Source organism: Stenotrophomonas sp. STEN035, from assembly GCF_056759935.1.
Genome location: NZ_JBRRDY010000001.1, coordinates 84,003 through 108,417, shown reverse-complemented (window position 1 = coordinate 108,417; position 24,415 = coordinate 84,003). Strand labels below are relative to the sequence as shown.

General features: G+C 64.9%; 21 protein-coding genes and 1 pseudogene. 14 read left to right on the top strand and 8 right to left on the bottom strand.

Annotated features, from left to right (window positions below; genetic code table 11):
• Window positions 1–42 precede the first annotated feature (42 nt).
• Entirely contained in the window at window positions 43–876 is an 834-nt protein-coding gene (locus ACVOLL_RS00445; protein WP_481511059.1) for a kinase, read from the top strand.
• A gap of 127 nt (window positions 877–1,003) precedes the next feature.
• Here ACVOLL_RS00445 and ACVOLL_RS00440 read toward each other — a convergent pair whose 3' ends face one another.
• Complete coding sequence (locus ACVOLL_RS00440; protein ID WP_282265844.1) at window positions 1,004–1,207, bottom strand: dodecin family protein; 204 nt, start codon at window positions 1,205–1,207, stop codon at window positions 1,004–1,006.
• Window positions 1,208–1,306: 99 nt separating this feature from the next.
• Between ACVOLL_RS00440 and ACVOLL_RS00435 the strand changes: the two are divergent.
• The 6 genes and pseudogenes from ACVOLL_RS00435 to mdtD all read left to right on the top strand — a co-directional run.
• Window positions 1,307–1,831, top strand: a pseudogene (locus ACVOLL_RS00435) (shikimate kinase); the annotation flags it as partial.
• Window positions 1,832–1,846: 15 nt separating this feature from the next.
• Window positions 1,847–2,956 carry a 3-dehydroquinate synthase gene (aroB, locus tag ACVOLL_RS00430; protein WP_481511182.1) on the top strand — a complete coding sequence of 370 codons (1,110 nt, stop codon included), beginning with the start codon at window positions 1,847–1,849 and terminating at the stop codon, window positions 2,954–2,956.
• 217 nt (window positions 2,957–3,173) lie between these two features.
• Complete coding sequence (locus ACVOLL_RS00425) at window positions 3,174–3,425, top strand: WGR domain-containing protein (protein ID WP_282265842.1); 252 nt, start codon at window positions 3,174–3,176, stop codon at window positions 3,423–3,425.
• Window positions 3,426–3,487: 62 nt separating this feature from the next.
• Complete coding sequence (gene hemE / locus ACVOLL_RS00420; protein WP_481511058.1) at window positions 3,488–4,561, top strand: uroporphyrinogen decarboxylase; 1,074 nt, start codon at window positions 3,488–3,490, stop codon at window positions 4,559–4,561.
• A 75-nt stretch (window positions 4,562–4,636) separates the two neighbouring features.
• The gene (locus tag ACVOLL_RS00415; RefSeq protein WP_481511057.1) at window positions 4,637–5,275 is read left to right on the top strand and encodes a hypothetical protein; all 639 of its coding nucleotides are present in this window, start codon (window positions 4,637–4,639) and stop codon (window positions 5,273–5,275) included.
• A gap of 64 nt (window positions 5,276–5,339) precedes the next feature.
• A complete protein-coding gene (mdtD, locus tag ACVOLL_RS00410; RefSeq protein ID WP_481511056.1) occupies window positions 5,340–6,761 on the top strand; it encodes a multidrug transporter subunit MdtD in 1,422 nt (473 codons plus the stop codon).
• Window positions 6,762–6,770: 9 nt separating this feature from the next.
• Here mdtD and ACVOLL_RS00405 read toward each other — a convergent pair whose 3' ends face one another.
• Window positions 6,771–10,322, bottom strand: coding sequence for a hybrid sensor histidine kinase/response regulator (locus ACVOLL_RS00405; protein ID WP_481511055.1), 3,552 nt, complete (start codon window positions 10,320–10,322; stop codon window positions 6,771–6,773).
• Window positions 10,323–10,369: 47 nt separating this feature from the next.
• Window positions 10,370–13,900: a hybrid sensor histidine kinase/response regulator gene (locus ACVOLL_RS00400; protein ID WP_481511054.1), complete on the bottom strand. Its 3,531-nt coding sequence runs from the start codon at window positions 13,898–13,900 to the stop codon at window positions 10,370–10,372.
• A 183-nt stretch (window positions 13,901–14,083) separates the two neighbouring features.
• Between ACVOLL_RS00400 and ACVOLL_RS00395 the strand changes: the two genes are divergently transcribed.
• From ACVOLL_RS00395 to ACVOLL_RS00380, 4 genes are all read left to right on the top strand, one after another.
• Window positions 14,084–14,770, top strand: coding sequence for a YceI family protein (locus ACVOLL_RS00395; protein ID WP_481511053.1), 687 nt, complete (start codon window positions 14,084–14,086; stop codon window positions 14,768–14,770).
• Window positions 14,767–15,345 carry a cytochrome b gene (locus ACVOLL_RS00390; RefSeq protein ID WP_481511052.1) on the top strand — a complete coding sequence of 193 codons (579 nt, stop codon included), beginning with the start codon at window positions 14,767–14,769 and terminating at the stop codon, window positions 15,343–15,345. The genes ACVOLL_RS00395 and ACVOLL_RS00390 overlap by 4 nt, the downstream gene beginning before the upstream one ends.
• Window positions 15,342–15,914, top strand: coding sequence for a YceI family protein (locus tag ACVOLL_RS00385; protein ID WP_481511051.1), 573 nt, complete (start codon window positions 15,342–15,344; stop codon window positions 15,912–15,914). Before ACVOLL_RS00390 ends, ACVOLL_RS00385 begins: the two co-directional genes overlap by 4 nt.
• Before the next feature lie 119 nt (window positions 15,915–16,033).
• The gene (locus tag ACVOLL_RS00380) at window positions 16,034–16,555 is read left to right on the top strand and encodes a DUF922 domain-containing Zn-dependent protease (RefSeq protein ID WP_481511050.1); all 522 of its coding nucleotides are present in this window, start codon (window positions 16,034–16,036) and stop codon (window positions 16,553–16,555) included.
• Here ACVOLL_RS00380 and ACVOLL_RS00375 read toward each other — a convergent pair.
• Window positions 16,536–16,787, bottom strand: a complete 252-nt coding sequence (locus tag ACVOLL_RS00375) for a glutaredoxin family protein (RefSeq protein WP_481511049.1) — start codon at window positions 16,785–16,787, stop codon at window positions 16,536–16,538. The genes ACVOLL_RS00380 and ACVOLL_RS00375 overlap by 20 nt on opposite strands.
• A 95-nt stretch (window positions 16,788–16,882) precedes the next feature.
• Between ACVOLL_RS00375 and ACVOLL_RS00370 the strand changes: the two genes are divergently transcribed.
• From ACVOLL_RS00370 to ACVOLL_RS00360, 3 genes are all read left to right on the top strand, one after another.
• Window positions 16,883–18,265 (top strand): L-serine ammonia-lyase, encoded by a 1,383-nt coding sequence (locus ACVOLL_RS00370; protein ID WP_481511048.1) that lies wholly within the window; start codon window positions 16,883–16,885, stop codon window positions 18,263–18,265.
• A 52-nt stretch (window positions 18,266–18,317) separates the two neighbouring features.
• Window positions 18,318–18,902, top strand: coding sequence for a hypothetical protein (locus ACVOLL_RS00365; RefSeq protein ID WP_481511047.1), 585 nt, complete (start codon window positions 18,318–18,320; stop codon window positions 18,900–18,902).
• A 120-nt stretch (window positions 18,903–19,022) separates the two neighbouring features.
• A complete protein-coding gene (locus ACVOLL_RS00360; protein WP_481511046.1) occupies window positions 19,023–19,901 on the top strand; it encodes a hypothetical protein in 879 nt (292 codons plus the stop codon).
• A 4-nt stretch (window positions 19,902–19,905) separates the two neighbouring features.
• Here the strand turns inward: ACVOLL_RS00360 and rarD are convergent, their stop codons facing one another.
• The 4 genes from rarD to metX form a co-directional block, all read right to left on the bottom strand.
• Window positions 19,906–20,787: an EamA family transporter RarD gene (gene rarD, locus ACVOLL_RS00355; protein WP_481511045.1), complete on the bottom strand. Its 882-nt coding sequence runs from the start codon at window positions 20,785–20,787 to the stop codon at window positions 19,906–19,908.
• Window positions 20,788–21,036: 249 nt separating this feature from the next.
• Window positions 21,037–22,104 (bottom strand): homoserine dehydrogenase family protein, encoded by a 1,068-nt coding sequence (locus ACVOLL_RS00350; protein WP_481511044.1) that lies wholly within the window; start codon window positions 22,102–22,104, stop codon window positions 21,037–21,039.
• Entirely contained in the window at window positions 22,101–23,351 is a 1,251-nt protein-coding gene (locus tag ACVOLL_RS00345) for an O-succinylhomoserine (thiol)-lyase (RefSeq protein ID WP_481511043.1), read from the bottom strand. The genes ACVOLL_RS00350 and ACVOLL_RS00345 overlap by 4 nt, the downstream gene beginning before the upstream one ends.
• Window positions 23,348–24,376: a homoserine O-succinyltransferase MetX gene (metX, locus tag ACVOLL_RS00340; protein WP_481511042.1), complete on the bottom strand. Its 1,029-nt coding sequence runs from the start codon at window positions 24,374–24,376 to the stop codon at window positions 23,348–23,350. The genes ACVOLL_RS00345 and metX overlap by 4 nt, the downstream gene beginning before the upstream one ends.
• Window positions 24,377–24,415 lie beyond the last annotated feature (39 nt).

Here is a 24,415-nt window from a genome sequence, read left to right as displayed (position 1 = left end):
GGTCCTGCTTCGTAGGGCACGTGTTTGGGCTATTGTGGCGGCATGTCCCCCGTTCCGCACAGTTTTTCCCAACGCCGCTTTGCGCCGGCTCTGGTTGCACAGGCATTGGATGATGCACTGAGCAGCGCCGACGGCACGCCAGTACTGGCGATCAGCGGCGTGCAGGGCAGCGGCAAGTCCACATTGGCGGCACAGGTGGTGGACTTGGCACGTACCCGCGGCCTGTGTGCTGCCGCAGTTTCCATCGATGACACCTATCTGACCCGCGCACAACGGCAGCGCCTCGCCGATCGCGTACATCCCTTGCTGGCCACACGCGGCCCACCGGGCACGCATGACCTGGCACTGGCGATGGCCACGCTGGATGCGGCAAAGTCCGGGCAAGGCTTCCCGTTGCCGCGCTTCGACAAACTAGCCGATGAACGCGTGCCGGAAGCACAGTGGAAGAAGATCGAGCAACCGCTCGACCTTCTGGTGTTCGAAGGTTGGTTCCTGGGGACGCCAGCTGAGGATGAAGACGCGCTGCAGCTGCCCTTGAACGCACTGGAGCGCGAGGCCGATGCGGACGGCACCTGGCGGCGCTGGTGCAACCAGGCCTTGGCTGAACACTACCCGGCCTTGTGGCGCCGCTTTGACCGGCTGTGGATGCTGCAACCGCCGAGCTTTGCGGTGGTCCCGCATTGGCGCTGGCAGCAGGAACAGGCCCTGCAGCAAGCCTCGCCCGGCCGCAGCAGCATGACCCGACCGCAACTGGAGCGCTTCGTGCAGTTCTACGAACGCATCAGCCGGCAGGCGCTACGCACCCTGCCCGGCATCGCCGACCGGGTCGTTGCACTGGACGCACAACGGCAGCCACTGGCAAACACCCAGAGCTGACACGTCCAGGCTGGCCGGGCCAGAACCGCAGCGCTGGACAGCTCGACGGCGCTACCGCCGCCGAGCCCTTGCAGATGCGCGCCCAGCTCCAGCAGCGGGCACCCACCGCGCGATTACTGCAAGCGCATTACTGCACCAGGAACGTGATCCGCAGGTTGACCCGCCACTCGGTGACGTTGCCGTCGCCGTCGGTGACAACCTTGGTTTCGTTGATCCACGCACCTTGGATGCCCTTGACCGTCTCGGCCACCTTCTTGATGCCGCTACGCACCGCATCCTCGATGCTGGTCTTGGAGGACGCGTTGACTTCAATGATTTTCGCCACTGACATGTCCAACTCCTTGGTTGCACCACGAACCATTCGTGGAATTGCCGAGCTTGGCTGCTACCGTGTTAAGGCACTGACACGAGGTGCTAGCATCTTCCAGCAATGAATCCCGCCCCCAATCTCATCCTGGTCGGCCCCATGGGCGCCGGCAAAACCAGCATCGGCCGTCGCCTGGCCGAGCGTTTCGGGCTGGTATTCGTGGATGCCGACCAAGCCATCGTCGACGACGTCGGCTCCAGCATCCCGGCCATTTTCGAAAACGTCGGCGAAGCCGGCTTCCGTGCCCACGAGAAACGGGTGCTGTCGTGTCTGCTGGAAGGCAGCGGCCAGCTGATCTCCACCGGCGGCGGCTCCGTGCTCGACCCCGAGAACCGTGAGCGCATTCGCGCCCGGGGTTTCGTGGTCTACCTGCGGGTCAGCGTGGCCTCACAGCTGGCCCGCCTGCACCGCGACAAGACCCGGCCGCTGCTGCAGCGTGAGGACCGCGAACAGGTGCTGCACGCCATGGCCGAGCTCCGCGACCCGCTGTACCGCGAGGTGGCCGACCTGATCATCGATACCGACCTTTACACCCCCGCCGACGCCACCGCGCACACCGTGACCCGGCTTGCCGCGCAATGGAAGATCCTGGAACCGACCCGCATGACCGCCCCCACCCGCACCGTCGCCGTCGGCGGCGAACACCCCTACCAGATCCATATCGGCCCGGGCCTGCTGTCGCAGGCGCAAACGCTGGTCGGCGCCATCCGTGGCCGCCATGTACTGCTGGTCAGCGACGACACGGTCGCACCGCTGTACCTGAGCCAGGTGCAGACCGCGCTGCTGGCCACCCGCCCCGACCTGAAGATCGGCCAGCACATCATCCCGGCCGGCGAGGCCTCCAAAACCCTGGACAATTTCGGCGGCGCGATCAACGCGCTGGCAAGCCTCGGCGCTACCCGCGACGCCTGCGTACTGGCGCTGGGCGGCGGCGTAGTGGGCGACCTGGCCGGCTTTGCCGCGGCCTGCTGGATGCGCGGCGTGGACTGCGTGCAATTGCCCACCACCTTGTTGTCGATGGTCGACTCCTCGGTCGGCGGCAAGACCGCGGTGGATATCCCGCAGGGCAAGAACCTGGTCGGTGCCTTCCATCCGCCGCGTGCGGTAGTAGCTGATACCGCTGCACTGCGCACCCTGCCACTGCGCGAACTACGCGCCGGGCTGGCGGAAGTCATCAAATACGGCGCCATCCGCGACCCGTTGTTCTTCCAGTGGCTGCAGGCCGAGCGTCAGGCACTGCTGGCTGGCGACGACGGCGCACTGGCCCAGGCCATCGCCCGCAGCTGCGAGCACAAGGCCGAGATCGTCGAACGTGACCCACTGGAGAAAGGCGAGCGCGCCCTGCTCAATCTCGGCCACACCTTCGGCCATGCGATCGAGACCGCACAGGGCTATGGTGCGCCGGGCAATGACAACCTCAACCACGGTGAGGCGGTCGCCGTCGGCATGGTGTTGGCCGCCAAGCTGTCGGCGGCGCTGGGAATGGCAGATGCGGCAGATACCGAGGTTCTGCGCGAGCTGCTGGAGGCTTACGGCCTGCCGACCGCAATCCCCGCGGGCTTGGACGCTGAGGCACTGCTGGGGCATATGCGCCTGGACAAGAAGAACATTGCCGGTCGCCTGCGGCTGGTGCTGTGGCGCGGCATCGGCAAGGCCGAGGTGGTGCCGGATGTGGATGAGGCTGCAGTGTTGGACGTGCTGCGGCAGGGCTGAGCGGGAAGTCGACCATTGCGCTCTGAAGCCCCTCTCCCTGCGGGAGAGGGGTTGGGGTGAGGGTCCGTGCAAAGCCTGATGGCGTCAAAAGAGCACAAGGCTTCGCCCGCACCCTCATCCGCCCTTTGGGCACCTTCTCCCGAAGGGAGAAGGATGGGGCGGGCTTCACCCGCCCCAAAACCAGCCCAAAACCCGCACACCGGCTACAATCGCCGCCATGCGCGTCCTACTGCAACAGCCGCCCAGCGGCAAAGAAGCCCCCCGCTACGTACAGCTTTCCCTGGTACCCGACCTGCTCGGCGGCTGGGAGTTGCTGCGTGAGAGCGGTCAGACCGGTGGCCGCATCCAGCTGCGCCGCGAGCTGTTCCTGCAGCACGACGACGCCATCCACGCCTTCGAAAAGGCCCGCGATGGCCAGATCAAGAAAGGCTTCCAGGTGATGTTCACCGCCGGCCAGCCCGCGCCCTGAATCCCGCATTCCCTGCAGGTGCGCCGCAGCGCGCCTGCGGTTCTTACCTCCAGGAGTTCCATGTGACCAGCCCACTTCGCAATGACCGCTTCCTGCGCGCCCTGCGCCGCGAGCCCGTGGACTACACCCCCGTCTGGCTGATGCGTCAGGCCGGCCGCTACCTGCCCGAGTACCGCGCCTCCCGCGCCCGCGCCGGCAGTTTCCTGGGCATGGCCAAGAACCCGGAAGTCGCCTGCGAAGTGACCCTGCAACCGCTGGAACGCTTCGACCTGGACGCCGCGATCCTGTTCTCGGACATCCTCACCGTGCCGGACGCGATGGGCCTGGGCCTGTATTTCGTCGATGGCGAAGGCCCCAAGTTCAAGCATCCGGTGCGTGATGCCGCCGCGGTCGCCAAGCTGGCGGTACCGGACATGGAAACCGAACTGCGCTACGTGATGGACGCAGTCCGCCTGATCCGCCGCGAGCTCGACGGCAAGGTGCCGCTGATCGGTTTCTCCGGCAGCCCGTGGACCTTGGCCTGCTACATGATCGAAGGCGGCGGCAGCAAGGATTTCGCCCGCATCAAGGCAATGGCGCTGAACGAGCCCAAGGCCCTGCACCAGCTGCTGGAGGTGGTGACCGACGCGGTCATCGCCTACCTGTCGGCGCAGCGCGCGGCCGGTGCGCAGGCGCTGCAGGTGTTCGACACCTGGGGCGGCGTGCTGGGTCCGGCGATGTACCGCGAGTTCTCGCTGCGCTACCTCAACCGCATCGCCAGCGAGCTCAAGCGCGGCGACGGCGCCGAGCGCACCCCGTTGATCCTGTTCGGCAAGGGCACCGGCCAGTACGTGGCCGAGTTGGCCGCCAGCGGCGCTGAAGGCGTCGGCGTGGACTGGACCATCTCGCTGGAAGACGCTGCACGCGCAGTCGGCAGCAAGGTCGCGCTGCAGGGCAACCTGGACCCGACCACCCTGTATGGCTCGCCCGATGCGATCACCCGCGAAGTCGGCAAGGTGCTGGAAAGCTATGCCGCCGGCAACGGCGGTTCGCGCGAAGGCCATGTGTTCAATCTTGGCCACGGCATGTCGCCGGACATGAACCCCGAGCACGTCGCCGTGCTGGTGGAAGCGGTGCATCGTCTCAGCCGCCGCTGAGGCCCGAAGGCCCGGAAGCTTGACTTCAATCTTCCGGGCCCGGACGCTGGGCGCCCCTCATCAGGCCCGCGTCCCATGTCGAAACGTTGCAAGTCACTGCTGCTGGCACTGGCAATCGCTGCGCCGGGTGCAGCAAGCGCTGCACCGCCGCCACTGCAGTTGGGCGAGGATGACTTCCCGACGCTGGCCGCGTTTCCTGAAGTCGCACAGCTGACCATCTTCAGCACCGGACCGATGGAATTCCCGACCAGCTGCAAACAGATCCGCATTGCGCGAGCGGAAGAAATCGCACCACGCTGGCGGCCGTACATCACCCGCCTTTCGCTCGACCGCTGCAGCACCGAATCCGTCGGCACCGATGCCATGCAGGACACCTCCTACGATGCCAGCGCCCGGATCAGGCCCGGATTGGTGACCCTGTACGGATTGCCGGTGACCGAGACGCGCGAAACGCTGGCCGAAATGTACGGCAACCGCACGCTGGTGCTTGCGGTTCCGCTGCAGAAGGCATTGGAGAAAATACGTCCGATCAGCGAGCGCAACTGTGCACCGGCGGCGCGCAACAACCCCGGCATCCCAACCAACTGCAAGATGGAACGCATCGACGAGGACAGCTGGAGCATCACCATCGGTGAACTCAATTCCACCATCATGCTGAGCCGGAACCCCGACGATTCCGGATCGACCCTGTACACCATTGGCGGCGGCGACTGATCTACGCAGCATCTGCACACGCATCGGAGGACAATAAACGCCTGCTTCAGCGCGAGTCGTCTTGATGCCCCAGGTTCCCCCCATCCCGCTGCCCGCCAGTTCCACCCAGAAGCCCCTGCTATGGCTGGTGTCATTGGCCATCTTCATGCAGATGCTGGACTCGACCATCGTCAACACGGCCTTGCCGGCGATGGCGCGCAGCCTGGGCGAGAGCCCGCTGCAGATGCAGTCGGTGGTGTTCAGCTACGCGCTGGCGGTGGCCACCTTCATTCCCGCCTCGGGCTGGATCGCCGACCGCTTCGGCACCCGTCGCACCTTCCTTGCCGCGATCGTGCTGTTCACCCTGGGCTCGCTGGCCTGCGCGCTGTCACCGACGCTGCAGTGGCTGGTCGCCTCGCGCGTGTTGCAGGGCATAGGCGGCGCGATGTTGTTGCCGGTTGGGCGGCTGGCGGTAATGCGCTCGGTGCCACGCGAGCAGTTCCTGTCGGCGATGAGCTTCATCGCCATTCCCGCCCTGATCGGCCCGCTGCTGGGCCCCACCCTGGGCGGCTGGCTGGTGGAGGTTTCCTCCTGGCACTGGATCTTCCTGATCAATCTGCCGATCGGCGTGATCGGCTTCGTCGCCGCGCTGAAGATCATGCCCGACCATTATGGTCAGCGGAAACAGCGCTTCGATCTGGCCGGTTACCTGATGCTGGCGTTCGGCATGATCGCCTTGTCGCTGGCACTGGATGGCGTGTCGGCGCTCAACTCCGCGCATGCACTGGTGCTGCTGCTGGCGGTGGTCGGCATCGCTGCGCTGGCCGGCTATTGGCTGCATGCGGCCAGCACCAGCAATGCACTGTTTCCGCTGAGCCTGTTCAAGGTGATCAGCTTCCGCATCGGCATCCTCGGCAATCTTTTCTCGCGCATCGGCAGCGGTGCGATGCCGCTGTTGATTCCGCTGCTGCTGCAGGTCGGCATGGGCCTGAGTCCGATGACCGCCGGCATGATGATGATTCCGGTGGCGCTGTCGGGCATGGCCGCAAAACGTGCTGCAGTCAGCCTGGTGGAGCGCTTTGGCTACCGCCGTATTCTGATGATCAATACGGTCTGCGTCGGTCTGGCGATGGCGAGCTTCGCATTGATCACCGCCGAGCAGCCACTGTGGTTGCGGCTGACCCAGCTGGCGATCTTCGGCGCGGTCAACTCGATGCAGTTCACCGTCATGAACACCGTCACCCTGCGCGACCTGGACACGCACCAGGCCAGCAGCGGCAACAGCCTGTTGTCGATGGTGATGATGCTCGCCACCGGTTTTGGCGCGGCCACCGCTGGCAGCCTGCTGGCCGCCTTTGGCGACCACTTGAGCGGCCACGGCGCAACTGCCGCGCTGCATGCCACCTTCATCTGCGTGGGCGCAATCACACTCAGCTCGACACTGGTGTTCTGGCAGCTGCCGGACAACCGCCCGCATCCGCGGGCGGTGGAAGAAGTTGCCGAGTAAACCCGCCCTTCAGTCCGGCGCAGCCTGCTGCCTGCGTTGCGCCTCCAATACGCCGGTGATGGCCTCCAGCAACATCTGTGCGGTCACCGGCTTGCGCAGGAAGTCGGCAAAGCCGGCCTCGCGCGCCAGCGGTTCGGCCTCGGCATCGGAGCGCGCGGTCACCGCGATCAATGGCATGTCGTAGCCCATTGCCTTCAACTGCCGCGCGAGCCCGAAGCCATCGATACCGGGCAGGTCCAGATCCAGCAACGCCACGTCGAACTCATGGTTGGACAGTTCCGCCAATGCCGCCAGGCCATGCGCGGCATGCACCGCGCTGTGCCCGTGCACCTCCAGCAAGCCGCGGATCACCGCAGCGATGGTCGGGTCATCCTCCACCAACAACACCCGCTGCGCTGGCAGGTTCATCCAGGCACCACCGGCGGCATCATCATCCATCGAGGTCGGCGGCACCTCCCAGGCCAGCGGGAGGTCGACGATGAAACAGGTGCCCTCGCCCAAGCTGCTTTCCACATCGATGCTGCCGCCCATCGCCACGCTCAATTCATTGCAGATGGCCAAGCCCAGGCCGCTGCCGCCGTAGCGCGCGGCGGTGCGTGCGCCATCGGCCTGTTCAAAGCGGCGGAACAGACGTTGCTGCTGCTCGGCGCTGATACCCGGGCCGGTGTCACTGACCTCGAAACGCACACCCTTGCCGCCGTCCTGCAGGCGTACACGCAGACTCACCGAACCATGGCTGGTGAATTTGATCGCGTTGCCCAGCAGGTTGAGCAGGATCTGTCGCAACCGCATCACATCGCCGGTCAGGCGCGTGCGCGGCGCGGCCGCATTGTCGAATTCGAATGCCAGTCCACGCCGTTTCGCCAGCGGCTCGGCCATGCCACGCACGTCTTCCAGCAGCTGGCGCAGCTCCAAAGGCTGGTTCTGCAACTCCAGTCGGCCGGCTTCGATCCGGGCAAGATCCAGCGCATCGTTGACCAGTCGCAACAGATGTTCGCCAGCACGACGGATCGACTGCGTATAGCCGCGCTGGCGCTCATCCAGCGGTGTCGCCAACAGCAGCTCGCTCATACCCAACACACCCGTCATCGGCGTGCGCACTTCGTGCCCCAAGGTGGCCAGGAAGCGGGTCTTGGCCAATGACGCTTGCTCGGCCAGCTCCTGTTTGTGGCGGGCCAGCTGCCATTCGTTGCGGCGGCGCAGACGCCGTTGGTACAACCAGGCCCCCCCCAGGATCAGCACAACGGCGAGCACGAGGAAGGTCATCACCCCGGCCGGGCTGCGTGCCCATGGCGGCTGCACCCGGAAGGCCAGGGTCTGCACCGGTGACCAGACGTTGTCCGAGGTAGCGGCTTGTATTTCCAGCTGATAGCGTCCTGGTGGCAGCCGCGAGAACACGCGGTCGCCGGACGCGCCCACGTCCACCCAGTCCGGATCATAGCCGGCCAGGCGGAAGCGATAGGTGTTGGTTGCCGAGTCGGCAAAGGACAGCAGGCGTGCAGCAATGCGCAGATCGCGGTCACCATCAAGAATCTGCAAGGGCGACTCGAGGGTTATGTCGCGTTCCTTGTCACCACGGCGCACGCTGACCCGTTCGATGATCAGCGGCGGTCGCCGGGTTGAAGGTTTCACCTGGTTGGGATCGAACAACACCACTCCATCGGGCGTGCCGCCGGCCAGCTGGCCGGTGCGCGCCTGTACCAGCGAGCGGCGGCGGAACTCCTGCCCCGGCAGGCCATCATGCACGCCATACATGCGCACCGAACGATTGGCCGGATCTATGCGGATCAGGCCACGTGCACTGATCGCCCACGCCACGCCCTCGGCATCGACCAGCAAGCCAGTAGCCGCCAACATCGGGAAGCCCTGCTCGACGCCAACGCGATCAAGCAAGGTCATGCGCTGCCCATCCCAGAGATAGCGATCCATGCGCCCGAGACCTGCAATCCAGGCCACACCGGTGTCGGTGACATGGAAGGTGGAGACGCGCCCGGCCGGACCACCCAGCACCGGTGAGAACCGCCCGCTCTGCGACTGCCAGGCATGCAGGCCGGTGCCGGTCGCCAACCACAGCTGATCACCCGGGCCACACTGCATGTCTTCGATCAATGCCTCGGGCACGCCGGCCTGCCCTGCTTTCAGCTGCAGCAGCACGTGACCATCGGCATCGCGCTGCTGCATGCCGCCGTCTTCGGAATAGATCCAGATCCGGCCACCATTGCAACTGCGCACGATGTCGGCATCACCGAGCATCGCTGCGTCCTTGCCATCATTGCTATGCCAGCGCTGTACGCTGCCGTCATTCGGGTCGTAGCGCACCAAGGCATCCAGGCTGCCGATCCAGACCTTGCCGTGTGCGTCCTCAACCAGCGACTGTGGCCAGTTCTTGCCGTCGATCGCCTGCAGATGGTGTTGCACTTCACCGGTGCCGGGGTCGAGCCTATCCAGTGCACCGCGCGTACCCACCACCCAGATACCGCCGGAAGCGGATGGCGCCAAAGCCAAGGCATAGGGATTGCGCAGCGAGGATGGATCGTCCAGATGCCGCGACAACACGGAAAATTGCCGCCAGCTTGGTGGCAAGTGCCATAAACCAGCATTGGTGCTGGCGAACCACAATCCGCCTTCGCGGTCCTCGTAAGCGCTGGACCAGTTGGGTTTTACGATCCCGCGCTCCTGCGAGCTGTACAAGGGCACGTTGCGCACCACGCTGCTGCGGATGCGTCCAAGCCCTGAACGAGTATCCAGCCAGTAGCTGCCGTCAGCGGAGTACTGCAGCATGTTGAACACATCGCCGGGGGCTGCGCCGGCCCAGCTGGCCGCTTCAAAGCGTCCATCGGCATGGCGCTGGACCACCCCTTCGTTGGTAGCCACCCATAGCCGGCCTTGTTTGTCCACCTTCAAGCCGTTGATGCGAGGCGATGGCAGCAGTGCATTGCTGACCCGGTCGAAGCCTGCACCATTCCAACGCGCCAAGCCGCCCTTGGTACCCACCCAGAGACTGCCATCGGGCGTGACAGCCATGTAGGTGACCGCCGCCGCCGGCAAGCTGTGTTCGTCGCCGGCTACTGGCATGAAACGGCGGATATTGCCGTCCGGATCCAACCGGTGCAGGCCACCGGTGGCGGTACCGAACCACACGCTGCCATCGGGCGTGGAGGCAATGGCCCAGATCGTATTGCTGCCGATCTGCGGATAGGTCTGTTGATCGAAGAAGGTGAACTTGAGCCGGTCTGGCGACAGCATCACCAGCCCGGCGTTCTGTGTACCAATCCACAGCCGATTGCTTTTGTCGGCATGCAGGCTCCACACCACGTTGTCGCGCAGTCCATTCTCCGCGCGCCAGATTCGGTAGTTGCGGCCGTCATAGCGGGCAAGTCCGTCACGACTGGCCAGCCACAGGTAGCCAGTGAGGTCTTCGGCAAAGGCATTGATGTTGCTGGAAGGCAGGCCATCGGCCACGGTCAGCTGCCGTGGCTGCGGCGTTGCGGGCACTTCGGCCAGCGCCAGCGGCGGCACCAGCAACAGTGCGCTCAGCAACATCCCTGCGAGCCATTTCATCAAACCCAGCCTCCTGCTACGCCGCCCGGCGCGTTTTGTGATGGCGCCTATTGTGCCTGTCCCGGCGCCAACGCATCAGCGATCGCATCGACCAGCATCTGTCCGGTTACCGGCTTGCGCAGGAACCCCACCATGCCAGCCGCGCGCGCCAACTGTTCGGCCTGCACATCGGCACGTGCGGTAACCGCAATCAACGGGAAGCGATGGCCGGATCCACGCAGCTGATTGGCCAGCGCAATGCCATCCAAAGCTGGCAGATCCAGGTCCAGCAGACCCACATCGAATGCCTGTTCGCCCACCTCGGCCAAAGCGGCAAGGCCGTGCGCGGCATGTACCACCAGATGGCCGCGCGCGGTCAGCAGGCCGCTGATCACCTGGGCCACCGTCGGATCGTCTTCAACCAGCAATATTTTCAATGACCGCAGCGCCATCGCTGGCTCGGCAGCCGCGACCCCAGCGCTGATCGAATGCTCCCATGGCAATGGCACTTCAAGCACGAAGCGCGCACCTTCGCCCAGGCGGCTCTCGACGCGGATGCTGCCACCCATCGCCATGGCCAATTCCTGGCAGATCGCCAGGCCCAGACCACTACCGCCGTAACGCGATGCAGTGCGGTTCCCGTCAGCCTGCTCAAAACGCTGGAACAAACGACTCTGCTGCTCGGCACTGATGCCCGGCCCGGTGTCGCTCACACTCAGGCAGATACCGCCATGCCCCGGCAGCAGCTGCGCGCCCATGGAGACCTTGCCACGCTCGGTGAACTTGATTGCATTGCCAAGCAGGTTCATCAGTATCTGCCGCAGGCGCATGGCATCACCCACCACCATCACCGGCATTGCAAACGGCGCGGCAGCCTCGAACACCAGCCCGCGACGCTCAGCCATCGGTGCCATCAAGGCACTGACCTCCTGCAGCAAGCGCCCGAGGTCGAACGGGCGATTATCGAGCTCCAGCTTGCCTGCCTCGATACGCGCCAGGTCCAGTGCGTCATTGACCAAGGCCAGCAGATGCGTGCCAGCCTGCTGGATTGCACCAGCAAAGCGTTGTTGGCGCTCATCAAGATCGGTGCCCAGCAACAATTCGCTCATGCCCAACACACCGGTCAGCGGCGTGCGCACTTCGTGACCCAAGGTTGCCAGGAAGCGGGTTTTTGCCTGTGAGGCCTGTTCGGCCAATTCCTGCTTGTGCAGCGCCAACTGCCATTCGTTGCGCCGCCGCTCGCGCCGCTGGTAAGCAAGCACAGCCGCTGCTGCCAGCAAACCGAGCAACAGCGCCCATGCCGCCAGCGCCCAGTTGCTGCGCCACCACGGTGGTGCGACCTCGATCTGCAATGTCTGCGCTGGAGTCCATGGACCATCAGCCGCTGCCCCCTGGACCTGCATCCGATAACTACCGGCAGGCAGGCGCGATACCAGGCGCTCACCATCACTGCCCAGATCCACCCAGTTCTGATCGTAACCTTCGATCTGGACACGGAAGCGATGCCGCGCAGGATCGACGTAGGACAGCAGGCGTCCGGTCACCCGCAGATCGCGGTCCTGTGGACCGAGGTGAATCGATGCCCCCTTCAGTCGCTGCTCGCGTGCAGCATCGTCGCGACGCACGCCTATCGACTCGATCACCAATTGCGACCCCACCGGCGCGGCGACCTTGGCATCGGGATTGAAGCTCAGCAGACCGGTGGCAGACACCGCCAACGCCCGGCCACAGCCAGCATGCGACGGAGGCCTCGCGGTGAACTCGGTATCGGTCAGGCCGTCGCCTTCCTCCAGCACCCGCACCCGTGCCGCGCCCGGCTGCCACCACAGCAATCCGCGCGTCGTCGTTGCCCACAACTGACCACTGCAGCCGGCCACCAAACCACCCATCGCTACCGCCGGCACGCCTTCATCGACGCTGAGCCGTTGCAGCAGGGAAAAACCACTTGCATCGTGTCGATAGCGCTCCAACGCGCCATCACGTGCCAACCACACGCTGCCGTCGGCAAGGAACACCAGGTCATAGACCATACCCGCTGACACGCCTGGCAAAGTAACAAAGCGCTTGCCATCAAAGCGCTGCACACCGGCGCCACCAACCAGCCACAGGCTGCCATCGTTGCCCTGCCGCAGCTGCTCCACCAGTTTTTCCGGCAAGCCTGAGGCCGTACCTTGCGGGTAAGCCGCCAGCAGGCGACCATCGGCCGCACGGTGCTGCAAGCCGTAATTGATGATGGATAGCCACATGCTGCCATCGGCCGCCAGCCGCATCAGATCAGCGCGATTGGTCGGATCGTCGCCGATCCCAAGATCGATCCGGCGCACCTGGCCATCCGAGGGCCGATAGAGCGTTACCCCGCCCGCACGCCCCAGCCAGATCACCCCATCGCTACCGCGCTGCACCGACCAGATGCTGCCGTGACCGAGCTGCGTGTCGTTGGCCAGCTGTGACAACTTGCCGGCCGCGTTCAGCTGGTACAACCCGTGCCCCCCGACCACCAGAAAGCCATTGCCGTCGGCAGCCGAATTGATCAGGTACAGGCTCTCCAGCGATTTACCGTCGAGCTGATAGTGGCTGGAAAACCGCGACCAGTCCGGGCGCAGATAGGCCATGCCTTGGGTCAGCATGGCGGTCCAGATGCCCCCTTCGTGATCCTGCAGCAGATCCAGCACACCGCTGTTGGCGGTCAGGAAGCCGCTGCCGCCATCACCTTCCAGCAATTGCAGGTTGTGCGCATCGCCGCGATACAGGCCGGCGGAACTGCCCATCCAATAACGACCATCGCGGTCGTGCAGGACCATGGCCGCGCGCGCCTGCGCCGCCTGTGGCCACGGCGCGGCCGACACCGCGCCATCATCAAGTACCCGATACAGGCCGGTATCGGTACCCGCCCAGATGCCACCATCGCGGTCACCGCTCAGGCGGATCACATCCTTGTCTTCAAGCAGTGGCGAACGCACGGCCGCAAAGCCAACCCCCGGCCGCCAGCGCACAAGACCACTGGTGGTGCCCACCCACATGCTGCCGTCCTTGCCGGGCAGCATGGCGTAGATGGTGTCGTCCGGCAGGCTGCGCGGGTCGTCGGGCTGGTGCTGGTAACGGCTGATCCGTCCATCGGCATGCAACAGGCAGATCCCGCTGCCGCTGGTCCCCACCCATAGGTCGCTGCCCTGCATGGCCAACGCCCAGACCTGGTGTTTGCAGATGGCCTCCAGCTCGGCGAAGCGGGTGAAGCGTTGGCGGTTGGCATCCAGCATCGCCAGTCCCGCGCCGTTGGCACCGACCCAGACCCTGTCCTGGGCATCGATCAGCATCGTCTCCAGGGTGTTGCCCGGCAGCGAGCCCGATACCTGTGGATCATGCCGCCAGACCCGCAGATGCGCACCGTCATAGCGCGCCAGGCCGTCATCGGTGGCCGCCCAGACGTAGCCATGGCGGTCCTGCGCCAGCGCAAGCACGGTGCGCGACGGCAGCCCTTCGGCCACGCCCAGGCGCCGCATGCGCGGCGTTTCGGCCAGATCCAGCGCCATCGCGAAGCACGGCCACGCCAGCAACACCGCCAGCACACCCCTGCATACACCCCGAAAAATCCGTTTCATCAACGCCCGACACTCCCCATCGCAAGCTGTACGCACAAACCCCCACCGCCAACGACTTTAGCGCCGCCCCCGGCCCCGGGCAAAGTCACCCGAACCGACTACGTAACAAACCGTTGCGCAATATGCGCACAAACCCTCACCTGCATCCGCCTAGAATCCCCTATCCCGACCTGGAGCCGGACCTTGCTGCCACGCCTGCTATTGCTGATCTGCGCTCTACTACCCGTTGCCGCCGGTGCCGCCAACGAGCGGTACCGGCTCGACCCGGTGCACACCCGGGTGCTGTTCGCCATCGAGCATGCTGGCTTTTCGCATGCGCTTGGCACGGTATCCGGCAGCGAGGGCGTACTCGACTTCGACCCGCAGGACTGGGCCAGTGCGAAGCTCGACGTTGCGGTGCCGATCACCCGGCTGGACCTGGGCGATGGCAAATGGAACCAGGCCACATTGGCGCGCAACCTGCTTGATGGCGAGCGTTTCCCGCAGGCACGCTTTGTCTCCAGCCGGGTCGAGCCGATTGACGCGAGCCACGCCCGCGTATCCGGTCAACTGACGCTGCGCGGCATCAGCCGCGAAGTAGTACTCGAGGTCACCCTCAATGCCCTCAAACGCCACCCGCTGCCGCCGTTCCGGCGTACGGCCGGGTTCTCAGCGACCACCACGCTCAGTCGCGCCGACTTTGGCATCAGCGCCTGGCCGTCGGTGATCGGCGACAAGGTCGAGCTGCGCATCGAGGCCGAAGCCGTACGCGATGCCGCTGCCGAAGCACCACCAGCCTCCACAGAACCGGCACCCGCGCCGGACAGCAGCCTCGAAGACGCCGCCGACGCGGCCCTGAAATCAGCAACAGAAACGGAAAAACACCCATGAGCCTTGAAAACACTGCGCAACGCTGGGGCAGCCTCAGCAAAAGCCTGCACTGGCTGATCGCCGTGCTGATCCTGGCCCTCGGTATCGTCGGCCTGGTCATGGGCGAGTTCCCGAAGACGCCCAAGTACTTCTGGATCTACACCATGCACAAGTCCATCGGCATCACCGTATTGGTGTTGGTGATCGTGCGCTTGGCGTGGCGTCTGTATGCCGGCGCACCGGAGCCGGTGCCCGGCACCCCGAGCTGGCAAGAACGGATTGCCTCGGCCACGCATTGGCTGCTGTATGTGCTGATGTTCGCCATCCCACTGTCGGGTTGGCTGTACGACTCGGCCAGCGGCCTGCGCCCGTTCAAGCTGTTCGGACTGGTCGAAATGCCCAAGCTGGTTGCGCCCAGTGAGCAGGCCAGCCAGTTCTCCCACGCCATCCACGAATGGGGCTTCTGGGCGTTGATCCTGCTGGTGTTGGCGCATGCCGGTGCCGCGCTCTATCACCACATTCATCTACGCGATGCCACGCTGGCACGCATGCTGCCGCAAGGCTGGCTCAACCTTCCACAAAAGGATTCCGCATGAACATCAAGCTCAGCTCCCCCGCCGCTGTAGCCGCCGCCCTGGCCGGCATGCTTGCCGTCGCCCCGGCAATGGCCGCTGATTACCAGCAGGCACCAGGCCCCGGTTCCATCCTGGTGTTCGCCACCAAATATGACGGTGAAGTGTTCACCGGCAGCTTCCCCGGCTTCCAGACCCAGGTCAGCTTCGACCCGGCCAATCCGGCTGCGGGCAAATTGGACGTAACCATCCCACTGGTCGGCGCCAAGAGCGGCAATACCGACCGCGACTCCACCCTGCAGGGCGCGGATTTCTTCAACGTCGCGCAGTTCGCCCAGGCCCGTTACACCGCCAATGGCTTCCGCGCATTGGGCAACAACCAGTTTGCCGCCGATGGCACGCTGGAACTGCGCGGCGTCAGCAAGCCAGTCACCTTGACCTTCACCTGGGCAGCCGGCACACAGCCGGTACTGACCGGCAAGGCCACGGTCAAGCGTCTGGACTTCGGCGTGGGCGGCGGCGACTGGGCTGACACCAAGACCATTCCGAACGAAACGGCGATCAGCACCATCGTCAAGCTAAACGCCAAGTAATTCGCGCAGCTCCCGGTTCTCCCAGGTTTGACCTCCAGCGTGGCAATGCGCCACGCTGGAAAAAACAACATCGGAGCCTTCTTCTGCGCCCGCATCTTCTTCCAGCCCTCGCACTTTTGTTGACATCCGCCAGCGCAGCTGCGTCCGAACAGCTGGACATCAACTACTACGCAATCACCGGCAGTACATCACGGCAACTACTGGAAGCGATGCAGAGCCAAGGGCCGCAAGCCGATGATGGCCGCCGCTTCCATGGCTACACGCGCTGGCAGGTACGTTGGAAGTACCAAGCAACCGCCGGCGGCAGCAGTTGCCGTATCCGCAACGTCGAAACCCAGGTTGCCGGCACCATTACCCTGCCAGAATGGACCGATGCATCAAGCGCCGATGACGATCTACTCAACCGCTGGCAGAACTACAGCCGTATCCTGCGCGAGCATGAGGAAGGCCACTACCAGTTCGCGCTCGACGCAGCGGCCTCGATACGGCAGCAACTGACAGAACTGCCGCCACAGCCCTGCAGCCTGCTGAATGAGCGGGCCAACCGTTTGGGAATGTCATTGGTGGATGAGCAACGCCAGCGCGAGATCGCTTATGACCGCGACACAAACCACGGCCGCCTCAATGGCCTGAAGCTATGACCCCCGCCTGATCCTGCAGCCAGCTGCGCAGGGCCTGCAGGTCAAACGGCCAATCCAGCTCCCTGCCGCCCACATCCCGCAATACCGGCACGCGCGCGCCATAGGCCGCCTCCAGCGCCGCATCGTCATCGATGAACACACTCTCGAACTCAGGCGCCCGCGCCCGCGCCAGCACCGCAAGCGCCAGGTCGCACAAATGGCAATCATCACGTTGGTATAGGGTCAATCCCACTCGTCACCTCCGCAAGGAATGCTGCGCTGCAGACATGGCCTGCAGCAATGAACCCGTAGAATAGCGGCCATCTCAACGCAGTACGCAGAATCAGCATGTCCGTCAGTACGTTCGACCTGTTCAAGATCGGCATCGGCCCGAGTTCGTCACACACCGTCGGCCCGATGCGCGCGGCCGAGCGCTTCGTCCACCGCTGGCTGCTGGATCCAGGACAACTGGACAACACCGTGCGCATCCGCGCCGAGGTGTTCGGCTCGCTGGCCCTGACCGGGCGCGGCCATGGCACCGACAAGGCAGTACTGCTGGGCCTGGAAGGCAATCGCCCCAACGAGATCGACCCGGACATCATCCCGGCCACGCTGGAACGCATCCGCAGCAGCAAGCGCATCAAGTTGATGGGCCAGCGCGAGATCGCCTTCGACGAGAAGCGCGACCTGGCCCTGAACAAGCGCCAGAAGCTGCCCTACCACACCAACGGCATGCGCTTCACCGCCTACGATGCCGACGACCAGATCATCGCCACCCGCGATTACTACTCGGTTGGTGGCGGCTTCGTGGTCAACGAGGACGACGCCGCCGATGACCGCATCGTGCCGGACCAGACGCCGATCCCCTACCCGTTCAAGAGCGGTGACGAGCTGCTGGCGCAGGCGGCGCGCAGCGGCCTGAGCATCGCCCAGATGATGTACGAGAACGAGAAGTGCTGGCGCAGCGAGGACGAGATCCGCGCCGGCCTGCGCGAGATCTGGGACGCGATGCAGTCCTGCGTGACCCGCGGCATCCGTTCCGAAGGCACCCTGCCCGGCGGGCTCAATGTCAGCCGCCGCGCACCCACCTTGTACCGCGAACTGTCTTCGCGCCCCGAGGCCGCCATGCGCGACCCGCTGACCACACTGGACTGGGTCAATCTGTACGCCTTGGCAGTCAATGAAGAAAACGCTGCCGGTGGCCGCGTGGTCACCGCGCCCACCAATGGCGCGGCCGGCATCATCCCGTCGGTACTGCATTACTACGACCGTTTCTGCCCCGGCAGCAACGAGCAGGGCGTGTTCAACTTCCTGCTGACCGCTGCGGCCATCGGCATCCTGTACAAGGAAAACGCCTCGATCAGCGGCGCCGAAGTCGGCTGCCAGGGCGAAGTGGGCGTGGCCTGCTCGATGGCGGCCGGAGGCCTGATGGCAGCGCTGGGCGGAAACCCCGGCCAGATCGAGAACGCCGCCGAGATCGGCATGGAGCACAACCTCGGTCTTACCTGCGATCCGATTGGCGGACTGGTGCAGATCCCCTGCATCGAGCGCAATGCAATGGGCTCGGTGAAGGCGATCAACGCCAGCCGCATGGCCATGCGCGGCGACGGCAAGCACAAGGTCTCGCTGGACAAGGTGATCAAGACCATGCGCGACACTGGCCGCGACATGCAGGACAAATACAAGGAAACCAGCCGTGGCGGCCTTGCCGTCAACGTCATCGAGTGCTGATACGCGCGTAAACTGGCGCTGGCCCCGCTGGGGCTGGCGCCTGCTGTTTTTTTTGTTGCTTTGGCTGGGCGCCAGCTGGCTGTGGAGCAGTTACTGGACCGCAGCACCCGGCCAAGGTGCCATCGCCACCGATGGCAGTTTCGACATTCCCATCAGCATCCGCCTGCGGGAACACTGGGCGTTGCATCTGGATTTCCATCCAGGCAGCTTGAGCGACGAGGAGTTTGCGCACCGCACCGCTCCATGGAAACAAGGAACGCCAGACACTGGCGCAATCACGCTGCGGTGGCGACTACTGGCAAACGACGGGCAACAGCTTGCCGCCGGCACCACTCCGTTCCACCGCGTGGACAGCTGGTCGAGCGACACCGTCAGCTGCACCCAGCCCCTGCCATCAATCCCGCCCGGACGCTACCGACTGGCAGGCCAGTTGAGCGCAGCACCGCCTGCAGCCACAGGCATGGACATGGCCGTGGCAATCAGAGCCGCCAATAGCAAGGCATGGAACAGCTGGCAGCTCGATCTGACCTGGTGGGCCGGGCTGCTCAACATGCTGCTGGTCCTGCCCTTGGGCATCCTCCTGTTGCTGGCGTTACTGGCCCACAAGCTGTGGCGCCAACGCAGCCGTTCCCACTAACCGCAAGCAGGCATCGCCAAGTTCAGAACGAGCGCTTTCGTTCCGCAACGCACGCGTGTTGCAATACCTCCGCTCGTTACACCAGAATCGCCCATCACAACGCAGCTTCAGGGGGAGCGGATGCACGGTGAAAAGGAATCCGGCGAGCAGGCGCCGACGCGACGTCCGCGTTCGGCCGCACGCACCGCAGCGCCCGGCAATGGCATGGCGACCTTGATCAAGCTGGTACTTGCCGCAGTGGCCCTGCTGTTGCTGGCTTACTACTTTGGCAATCGAAAGCCGGCACCGCCGCTAGCTGACACCGCGGCCGCAGCATCAGATACAACAGCCCCCGCCGCCGCTGCCCCCGGCTCGGGCGCTGAAGCAATGATTATCCAGGGCGAGAAGTCCACGACGATGGCGAACATCGACGAGGCACAGATGTCGGTGCAGGAAGGCGGCAGCGTGCTGCGCATCGAAGGCAGCGTCGGCAGGAACTTCGCCACTGACATGAAGGCACTGCTGGATGCCAACCCCAGCGTGCGTCGTATCGATATCACCAGCGGTGGTGGCTATGCCAATCCGGGTCTGGAAGCGGCCCGGCTGATCAACCGCAACAATCTTACCGTGCGGGTCCGCTCCCACTGCGCCAGCATGTGCGTGGCACTGTGGGCCGCTGCTGGCCATCGCCAGCTGGAAGCAGATGCGGCGATCGGCCTGCACCAATGGAATCCGCAGTGTGATGCGCGCCCTGACGAGGCGGAGCGCAAGGAGTGCCACTACCAGGTCCAGTTCGCTACCGAGCACAATTCCAGCTACAACGCGTGGCTGCGCGCGGCCGGCTTCAACCAACGCTTGTTGAACCTGCAGTCGCAGACCGCCTCCGAAGACATAGCGGTGCTGCTCGCCCCGCAGCTATGGGAAAACGGGGTGGAGTTCACCGCCGTCGACAGCAACGGCGCGCGCATGAGCCGTGAAGCCGTCCTGCAGCAGCTTGCCGCCAGAGCCAAGCGCAGCTGAACACTCAGGCGGTGCGCTTGCCCAGCTTCAGCATGCCCTCCAGAGCCAACAGCGCCACCGCCAGCCAGATCGCCACATAGGTCGGCCACTGCCCGTGGCCGACGCTCTCACCCAGCAGCAAGGCCGCCAGCATCAACAGTACCGGCTCCACATAGGTAAGCAGGCCGAACAGACTGAATGACAGCATCTTCGAGGCCAGCATGTAGCACATCAGGGCCACCGCGCTGATCGCCCCGAGCAGCGGAATCAACGTGTACAACGCCGGCTTCTGCGCCAGCGCTACCAGCAGTTGCTGCCCGTCACCAATCGCCGCCCACCAAGCCACCGGCAGCAACAGCACCAGTTCCACCCAGAACCCGCCGAGGTGACCGATACGCAGGTGCCGGCGCAGCAGGAAGTAAGCCGGGTAGCCCAGCGCCACCAGCAGCATTTCCCACGACAGGCCGTGGTTGCGCAGCAAGGCCCAGCCCACGCCGAGCGCGGCGCTGGCCACGGCCAGCTTCTGCAGCGCGGACAGACGTTCGCCGTAGACCACCCGCCCCAGCAGCACCATCACCAATGGCAACAGGAAGTAGCCCATCGATACCTGCAATGCTCGGCCATGCAGCGGCGCCCACAGGAACAGCCACAACTGCACTCCGACCATGCCCGCGCACAGCGGCAACGCCCACCACAACCGGCGCTCAACCCGCACGCGTCGCAAGGTATCGGCGATGAGGGTCTTCTCACCACTCACATGCAGCATCAGCGCTATCAGCGGCACCGCGAACAACACCCGCCAGCCAAAGATATCGCCACCTTGGAGCGGCGCCAGCTGCGGGCTGGCGTAGTACATCAGACCGAACAGCAACGACGCTGCCAGCGAAACCAGAACACCTTTGGACACAGCACACCTGTCAGAGGAAGAAACCGGCAGCCTGCGGGCTTCGCGGAATGGCAACGTTGGCGCCATGACGCCAACACCCCGGCATCATAGAGCCTGCACGTTGCAGTGCTACCTTCGAAAGGCGTGCTTTCAGCCGGCCCGGCATCTACGCGAGTGCAAGCCGATGCAGGGCATCACCCGCTCTGCAGCACCCGGCCTGGATCAGCACCGAATCCGCGCTGCAGCACGCCAGGGGTGCTGCAGCGACACTCAGCGATTAACGATGCCCAGCACGTCGTCCAGCAAGGCTGCGGCAGTCACTTCGGCGCCCGCGCCCGGCCCCTGGATCAGCAGCGGCTGGGTGCTGTAGCGGTCACTGTGAATCGCCACGCGATTATCGGTGCCACTACCGCCAGCCAGCGCATGGCCTTGCGGCAACGCGCGCAGACCAACGCTTGCACCCTGCGCATCCAGGCGGCCAACGAAGCAGAGCTTCAAACCTTGTGCCCGTGCTTGCTGCAACTGTTCGGCCAGCGGCGCGTCCAGCAACGACAACGCTGCATCCACCGCGTCGGCTGACAGTGCCGCCAGGGCCGCCGGCACCAGCGAATCAACCTTGATCTGATCGGCCTCCAGCGGCACACCAGCAGCGCGCGCAAGTATCAACAGCTTGCGGCGCACATCTTCGCCGGACAAGTCGATGCGCGGATCCGGCTCGGTATAGCCGGCCTGCGCAGCTTCACGTACGCAGGCTGAGAACGGCTGGCTGCCGTCGTAACGATCAAACAGCCAAGCCAAGGAGCCGGACAGCACGCCTTCAATGGCATGCACATGGTCACCACCGGCAACCAGTGCTCGGATGCTGCGCAACAGCGGCAAGCCGGCACCAACCGTGGCCGCATCGCCATAGCGGGCGTTGCCGGTCGCAATCGAAGCACCAATCTGCTGCGCACGGGCCAGGCCCGTGCCATTACCCAACTTGTTTGCAGTCACCACATGAATGCCCTGCGCCAGCCACCGTGCATGATCGGCGGCCACAGCTTCACTGGCGGTGGCATCCACCACGATGTCGCCAACACGCAGCCGCCCTACTTCCTCGCGATGCACCGGCTCATCGCCCTGCCGCTGCGCATCACGCGCACGCGACAGCGCCGCATGCGGCGCATCGTCGCAGGCCAAAGCAATACGCGAGTTGGCCACCACATGCAGCGATGGCAGGCTCAGCTGGCGTTGCTGCAATGCTTGGTAGCGCGCAACAAAGGCCGAGCCGACCGTACCAGTTCCCAACAACACCAGCCGCGCCTGCGGCTGTTCCAGCGGACGCAGTACCGCGCTCATGCATCCACCGTTTTTTTACAGTTGCCAGCAGCCAGCTGCGCCTCGGCAATCACCTTGGCGGCACGCTCGAGACCGGCCTGCAGGTCGGCGACCAGGTCCTCGCTGGACTCGATGCCCACCGACAAGCGCAGCAGGCATTCGCTGATGCCCGCCGCTGCACGCGCATCGGCGCTCATCGCAGCGTGGGTCATGGTGGCCGGATGCGCGACCAGGCTTTCCACGCCGCCCAGCGATTCGGCCAGGGTGAAGTAATGCAGGCCATCCAGGAAGGCACGCACCGCGGCATATGGATCTTCGCCCTGGCAAGCGGCCAGCTCGAACGACAGCATCGCGCCGAAACCTTTCTGCTGGCGCGCCGCCACCGCATGGCCCGGATGCGATTCCAAACCCGGGTAATACACATTGGACACCGCATCGCTTGCTGCCAGCAGCTCAACCACGGCGCTGGTGTTTTCCTGATGCACGCGCAGACGCGCATCCAGGGTGCGCAGGCCGCGCAGGGTCAGGAAGGCATCGAACGGCGAACCGGTCAGGCCCAGTGCATTGGCCCACCACACCAGCTGCTGATGCACCTCGGCATCACGCGCAATCACCGCACCGCCAACCACGTCACTGTGACCGTTGACGTACTTGGTGGTCGAATGCAGCACCACGTCGGCGCCGAAGGCGATCGGCGTCTGCAGCGCCGGCGACAGGAAGGTGTTGTCGACGACTACCTTGGCACCGGCCTTGTGCGCGGCCTCGATGACGAAACGCAGGTCGGTGATGCGCAGCAGCGGATTGGACGGGGTTTCGATCAGCACCAGCTTCGGCGCCTGCGCCAGCGCATCGGCCAGCGAGCGCGGATCGGTCAGGTCGGCGGTGATCAGCTCGAAGTGCCCCTTCTTGGCCAGCGCATTGAACAGGCGCCAGCTGCCGCCGTAGGCATCATGCGGCACCACCAGGTGATCACCCGGCTCCAGCAAGGCATTCAACACCAGATTGATCGCGCCCATACCGGTCGCGGTAATCACCCCGCCGGCACCACCTTCCAGCTCGGCCAATGCTTCGCCAAGCAGGTCGCGGGTCGGGTTGCCGCTGCGGGTGTAGTCGTATTGGCGCTTGTTGCCGAAACCATCGAAGCTGAAGTTGGACGACAGCACGATCGGCGGCGTCACCGCACCGTAGGCGGTATCGCGGTCAATGCCGGCACGCACAGCGGCGGTGGCCCGGCTGCAGGAGATATCGGAAGTGTGGGACAGGCTCATGCGGTTTCTCCAGGCAGGCGTAGGGCAGTGGCGAGGATCGCGTCAATGCGATCGGTTTCTTTGAGGAAGGCGTCGTGTCCGTAAGGCGAGCGCAGCACACGCAGGCTGCCGCGTTGACCCAGGCCTTCGACCAGCGCGACCAGGTCCGACAGCGGCACCAGTCGGTCACCTTCAACCGCGACCACCAGGGTCGGCACGTTGACGGCAGCGGGGTCAACCCGGTGCAGATCGATGGATTCGGACAGGCGCAGATAAGCGTTGACGCGGGTACGGGCCACGTATTGCGCGCCGGCGGCGTCGAGGTAGTCCTCGGCGGCGACGCGCACACGGCCATTGACCACTTCCGGTGGCGCATCAAAGCGCTCGCCAAACTCTTCCGGGGTGCGGTAACTGAGCATGGCGAACTGACGCGCCAGCGCCAGACCATGGCTCTCCGCGCACTGCAGCTGCCCCAACGCGACCGCACGACGCTGCAGCGCGCGCCAGGCCGATGCATACGGGTGCGGGCGGTGCGCACCACTGACCGCGATCAGCTTGTGCAGCCGGCGCGGATGGCGGATGGCCAGCTGCAGGCCAACCAAGGCGCCATAGGAGTAGCCGACGAAGCCATGCAGCTGCTCGATATGCAATGCGTCCAGCAAAGCGGCGATGGCATCGGCCTGATCGGCGGTATCGATGGGCGCATCCAGCTCACCATCAGCGCCGATGAAATCAAAACCAAGCAAGCGACGACACGCCGGATCCAGTGCACGGCCAGTGCCAACCAGGCCCTCGGCCCAGCCTTTTTCGGCATAGCCAGCATTTGCAGCGAGATGACGGTGCGCGGAAATACCGCCGGCGACCAACACCACCGGTGCGCCAGCAGCGCCCACCAGCTCATAGCGCAGGCGCAGCGCTCGCTGACCTGCGTGACGCATACGCAGCTGCACCTCGATCTCGCCACGCACAGAGGCAACGCCGCTGTCGGCACGGTCGATGAGAGCGATGGGGGCAAGCTGGACTGCGGTAGCGGTGGCGAAACTCATGGCGGTATCCGATAAGGAGCGGCCATCGAGCTTTCGCGA

What these genes read in the sequence shown, in the direction of transcription:
- mdtD (WP_481511056.1), top strand. Translation starts at nt 5,340, where the DNA reads ATGCCCCAGGTTCCCCCCATCCCGCTGCCCGCCAGTTCCACCCAGAAG.
- ACVOLL_RS00385 (WP_481511051.1), top strand. Translation starts at nt 15,342, where the DNA reads ATGAACATCAAGCTCAGCTCCCCCGCCGCTGTAGCCGCCGCCCTGGCC.
- ACVOLL_RS00370 (WP_481511048.1), top strand. Translation starts at nt 16,883, where the DNA reads ATGTCCGTCAGTACGTTCGACCTGTTCAAGATCGGCATCGGCCCGAGT.
- ACVOLL_RS00350 (WP_481511044.1), bottom strand. Translation starts at nt 22,104, where the DNA reads ATGAGCGCGGTACTGCGTCCGCTGGAACAGCCGCAGGCGCGGCTGGTG.
- ACVOLL_RS00360 (WP_481511046.1), top strand. Translation starts at nt 19,023, where the DNA reads ATGCACGGTGAAAAGGAATCCGGCGAGCAGGCGCCGACGCGACGTCCG.
- ACVOLL_RS00400 (WP_481511054.1), bottom strand. Translation starts at nt 13,900, where the DNA reads ATGAAACGGATTTTTCGGGGTGTATGCAGGGGTGTGCTGGCGGTGTTG.
- ACVOLL_RS00390 (WP_481511052.1), top strand. Translation starts at nt 14,767, where the DNA reads ATGAGCCTTGAAAACACTGCGCAACGCTGGGGCAGCCTCAGCAAAAGC.
- ACVOLL_RS00415 (WP_481511057.1), top strand. Translation starts at nt 4,637, where the DNA reads ATGTCGAAACGTTGCAAGTCACTGCTGCTGGCACTGGCAATCGCTGCG.
- metX (WP_481511042.1), bottom strand. Translation starts at nt 24,376, where the DNA reads ATGAGTTTCGCCACCGCTACCGCAGTCCAGCTTGCCCCCATCGCTCTC.
- ACVOLL_RS00345 (WP_481511043.1), bottom strand. Translation starts at nt 23,351, where the DNA reads ATGAGCCTGTCCCACACTTCCGATATCTCCTGCAGCCGGGCCACCGCC.
- ACVOLL_RS00445 (WP_481511059.1), top strand. Translation starts at nt 43, where the DNA reads ATGTCCCCCGTTCCGCACAGTTTTTCCCAACGCCGCTTTGCGCCGGCT.
- ACVOLL_RS00440 (WP_282265844.1), bottom strand. Translation starts at nt 1,207, where the DNA reads ATGTCAGTGGCGAAAATCATTGAAGTCAACGCGTCCTCCAAGACCAGC.
- ACVOLL_RS00405 (WP_481511055.1), bottom strand. Translation starts at nt 10,322, where the DNA reads ATGAAATGGCTCGCAGGGATGTTGCTGAGCGCACTGTTGCTGGTGCCG.
- ACVOLL_RS00425 (WP_282265842.1), top strand. Translation starts at nt 3,174, where the DNA reads ATGCGCGTCCTACTGCAACAGCCGCCCAGCGGCAAAGAAGCCCCCCGC.
- aroB (WP_481511182.1), top strand. Translation starts at nt 1,847, where the DNA reads ATGACCGCCCCCACCCGCACCGTCGCCGTCGGCGGCGAACACCCCTAC.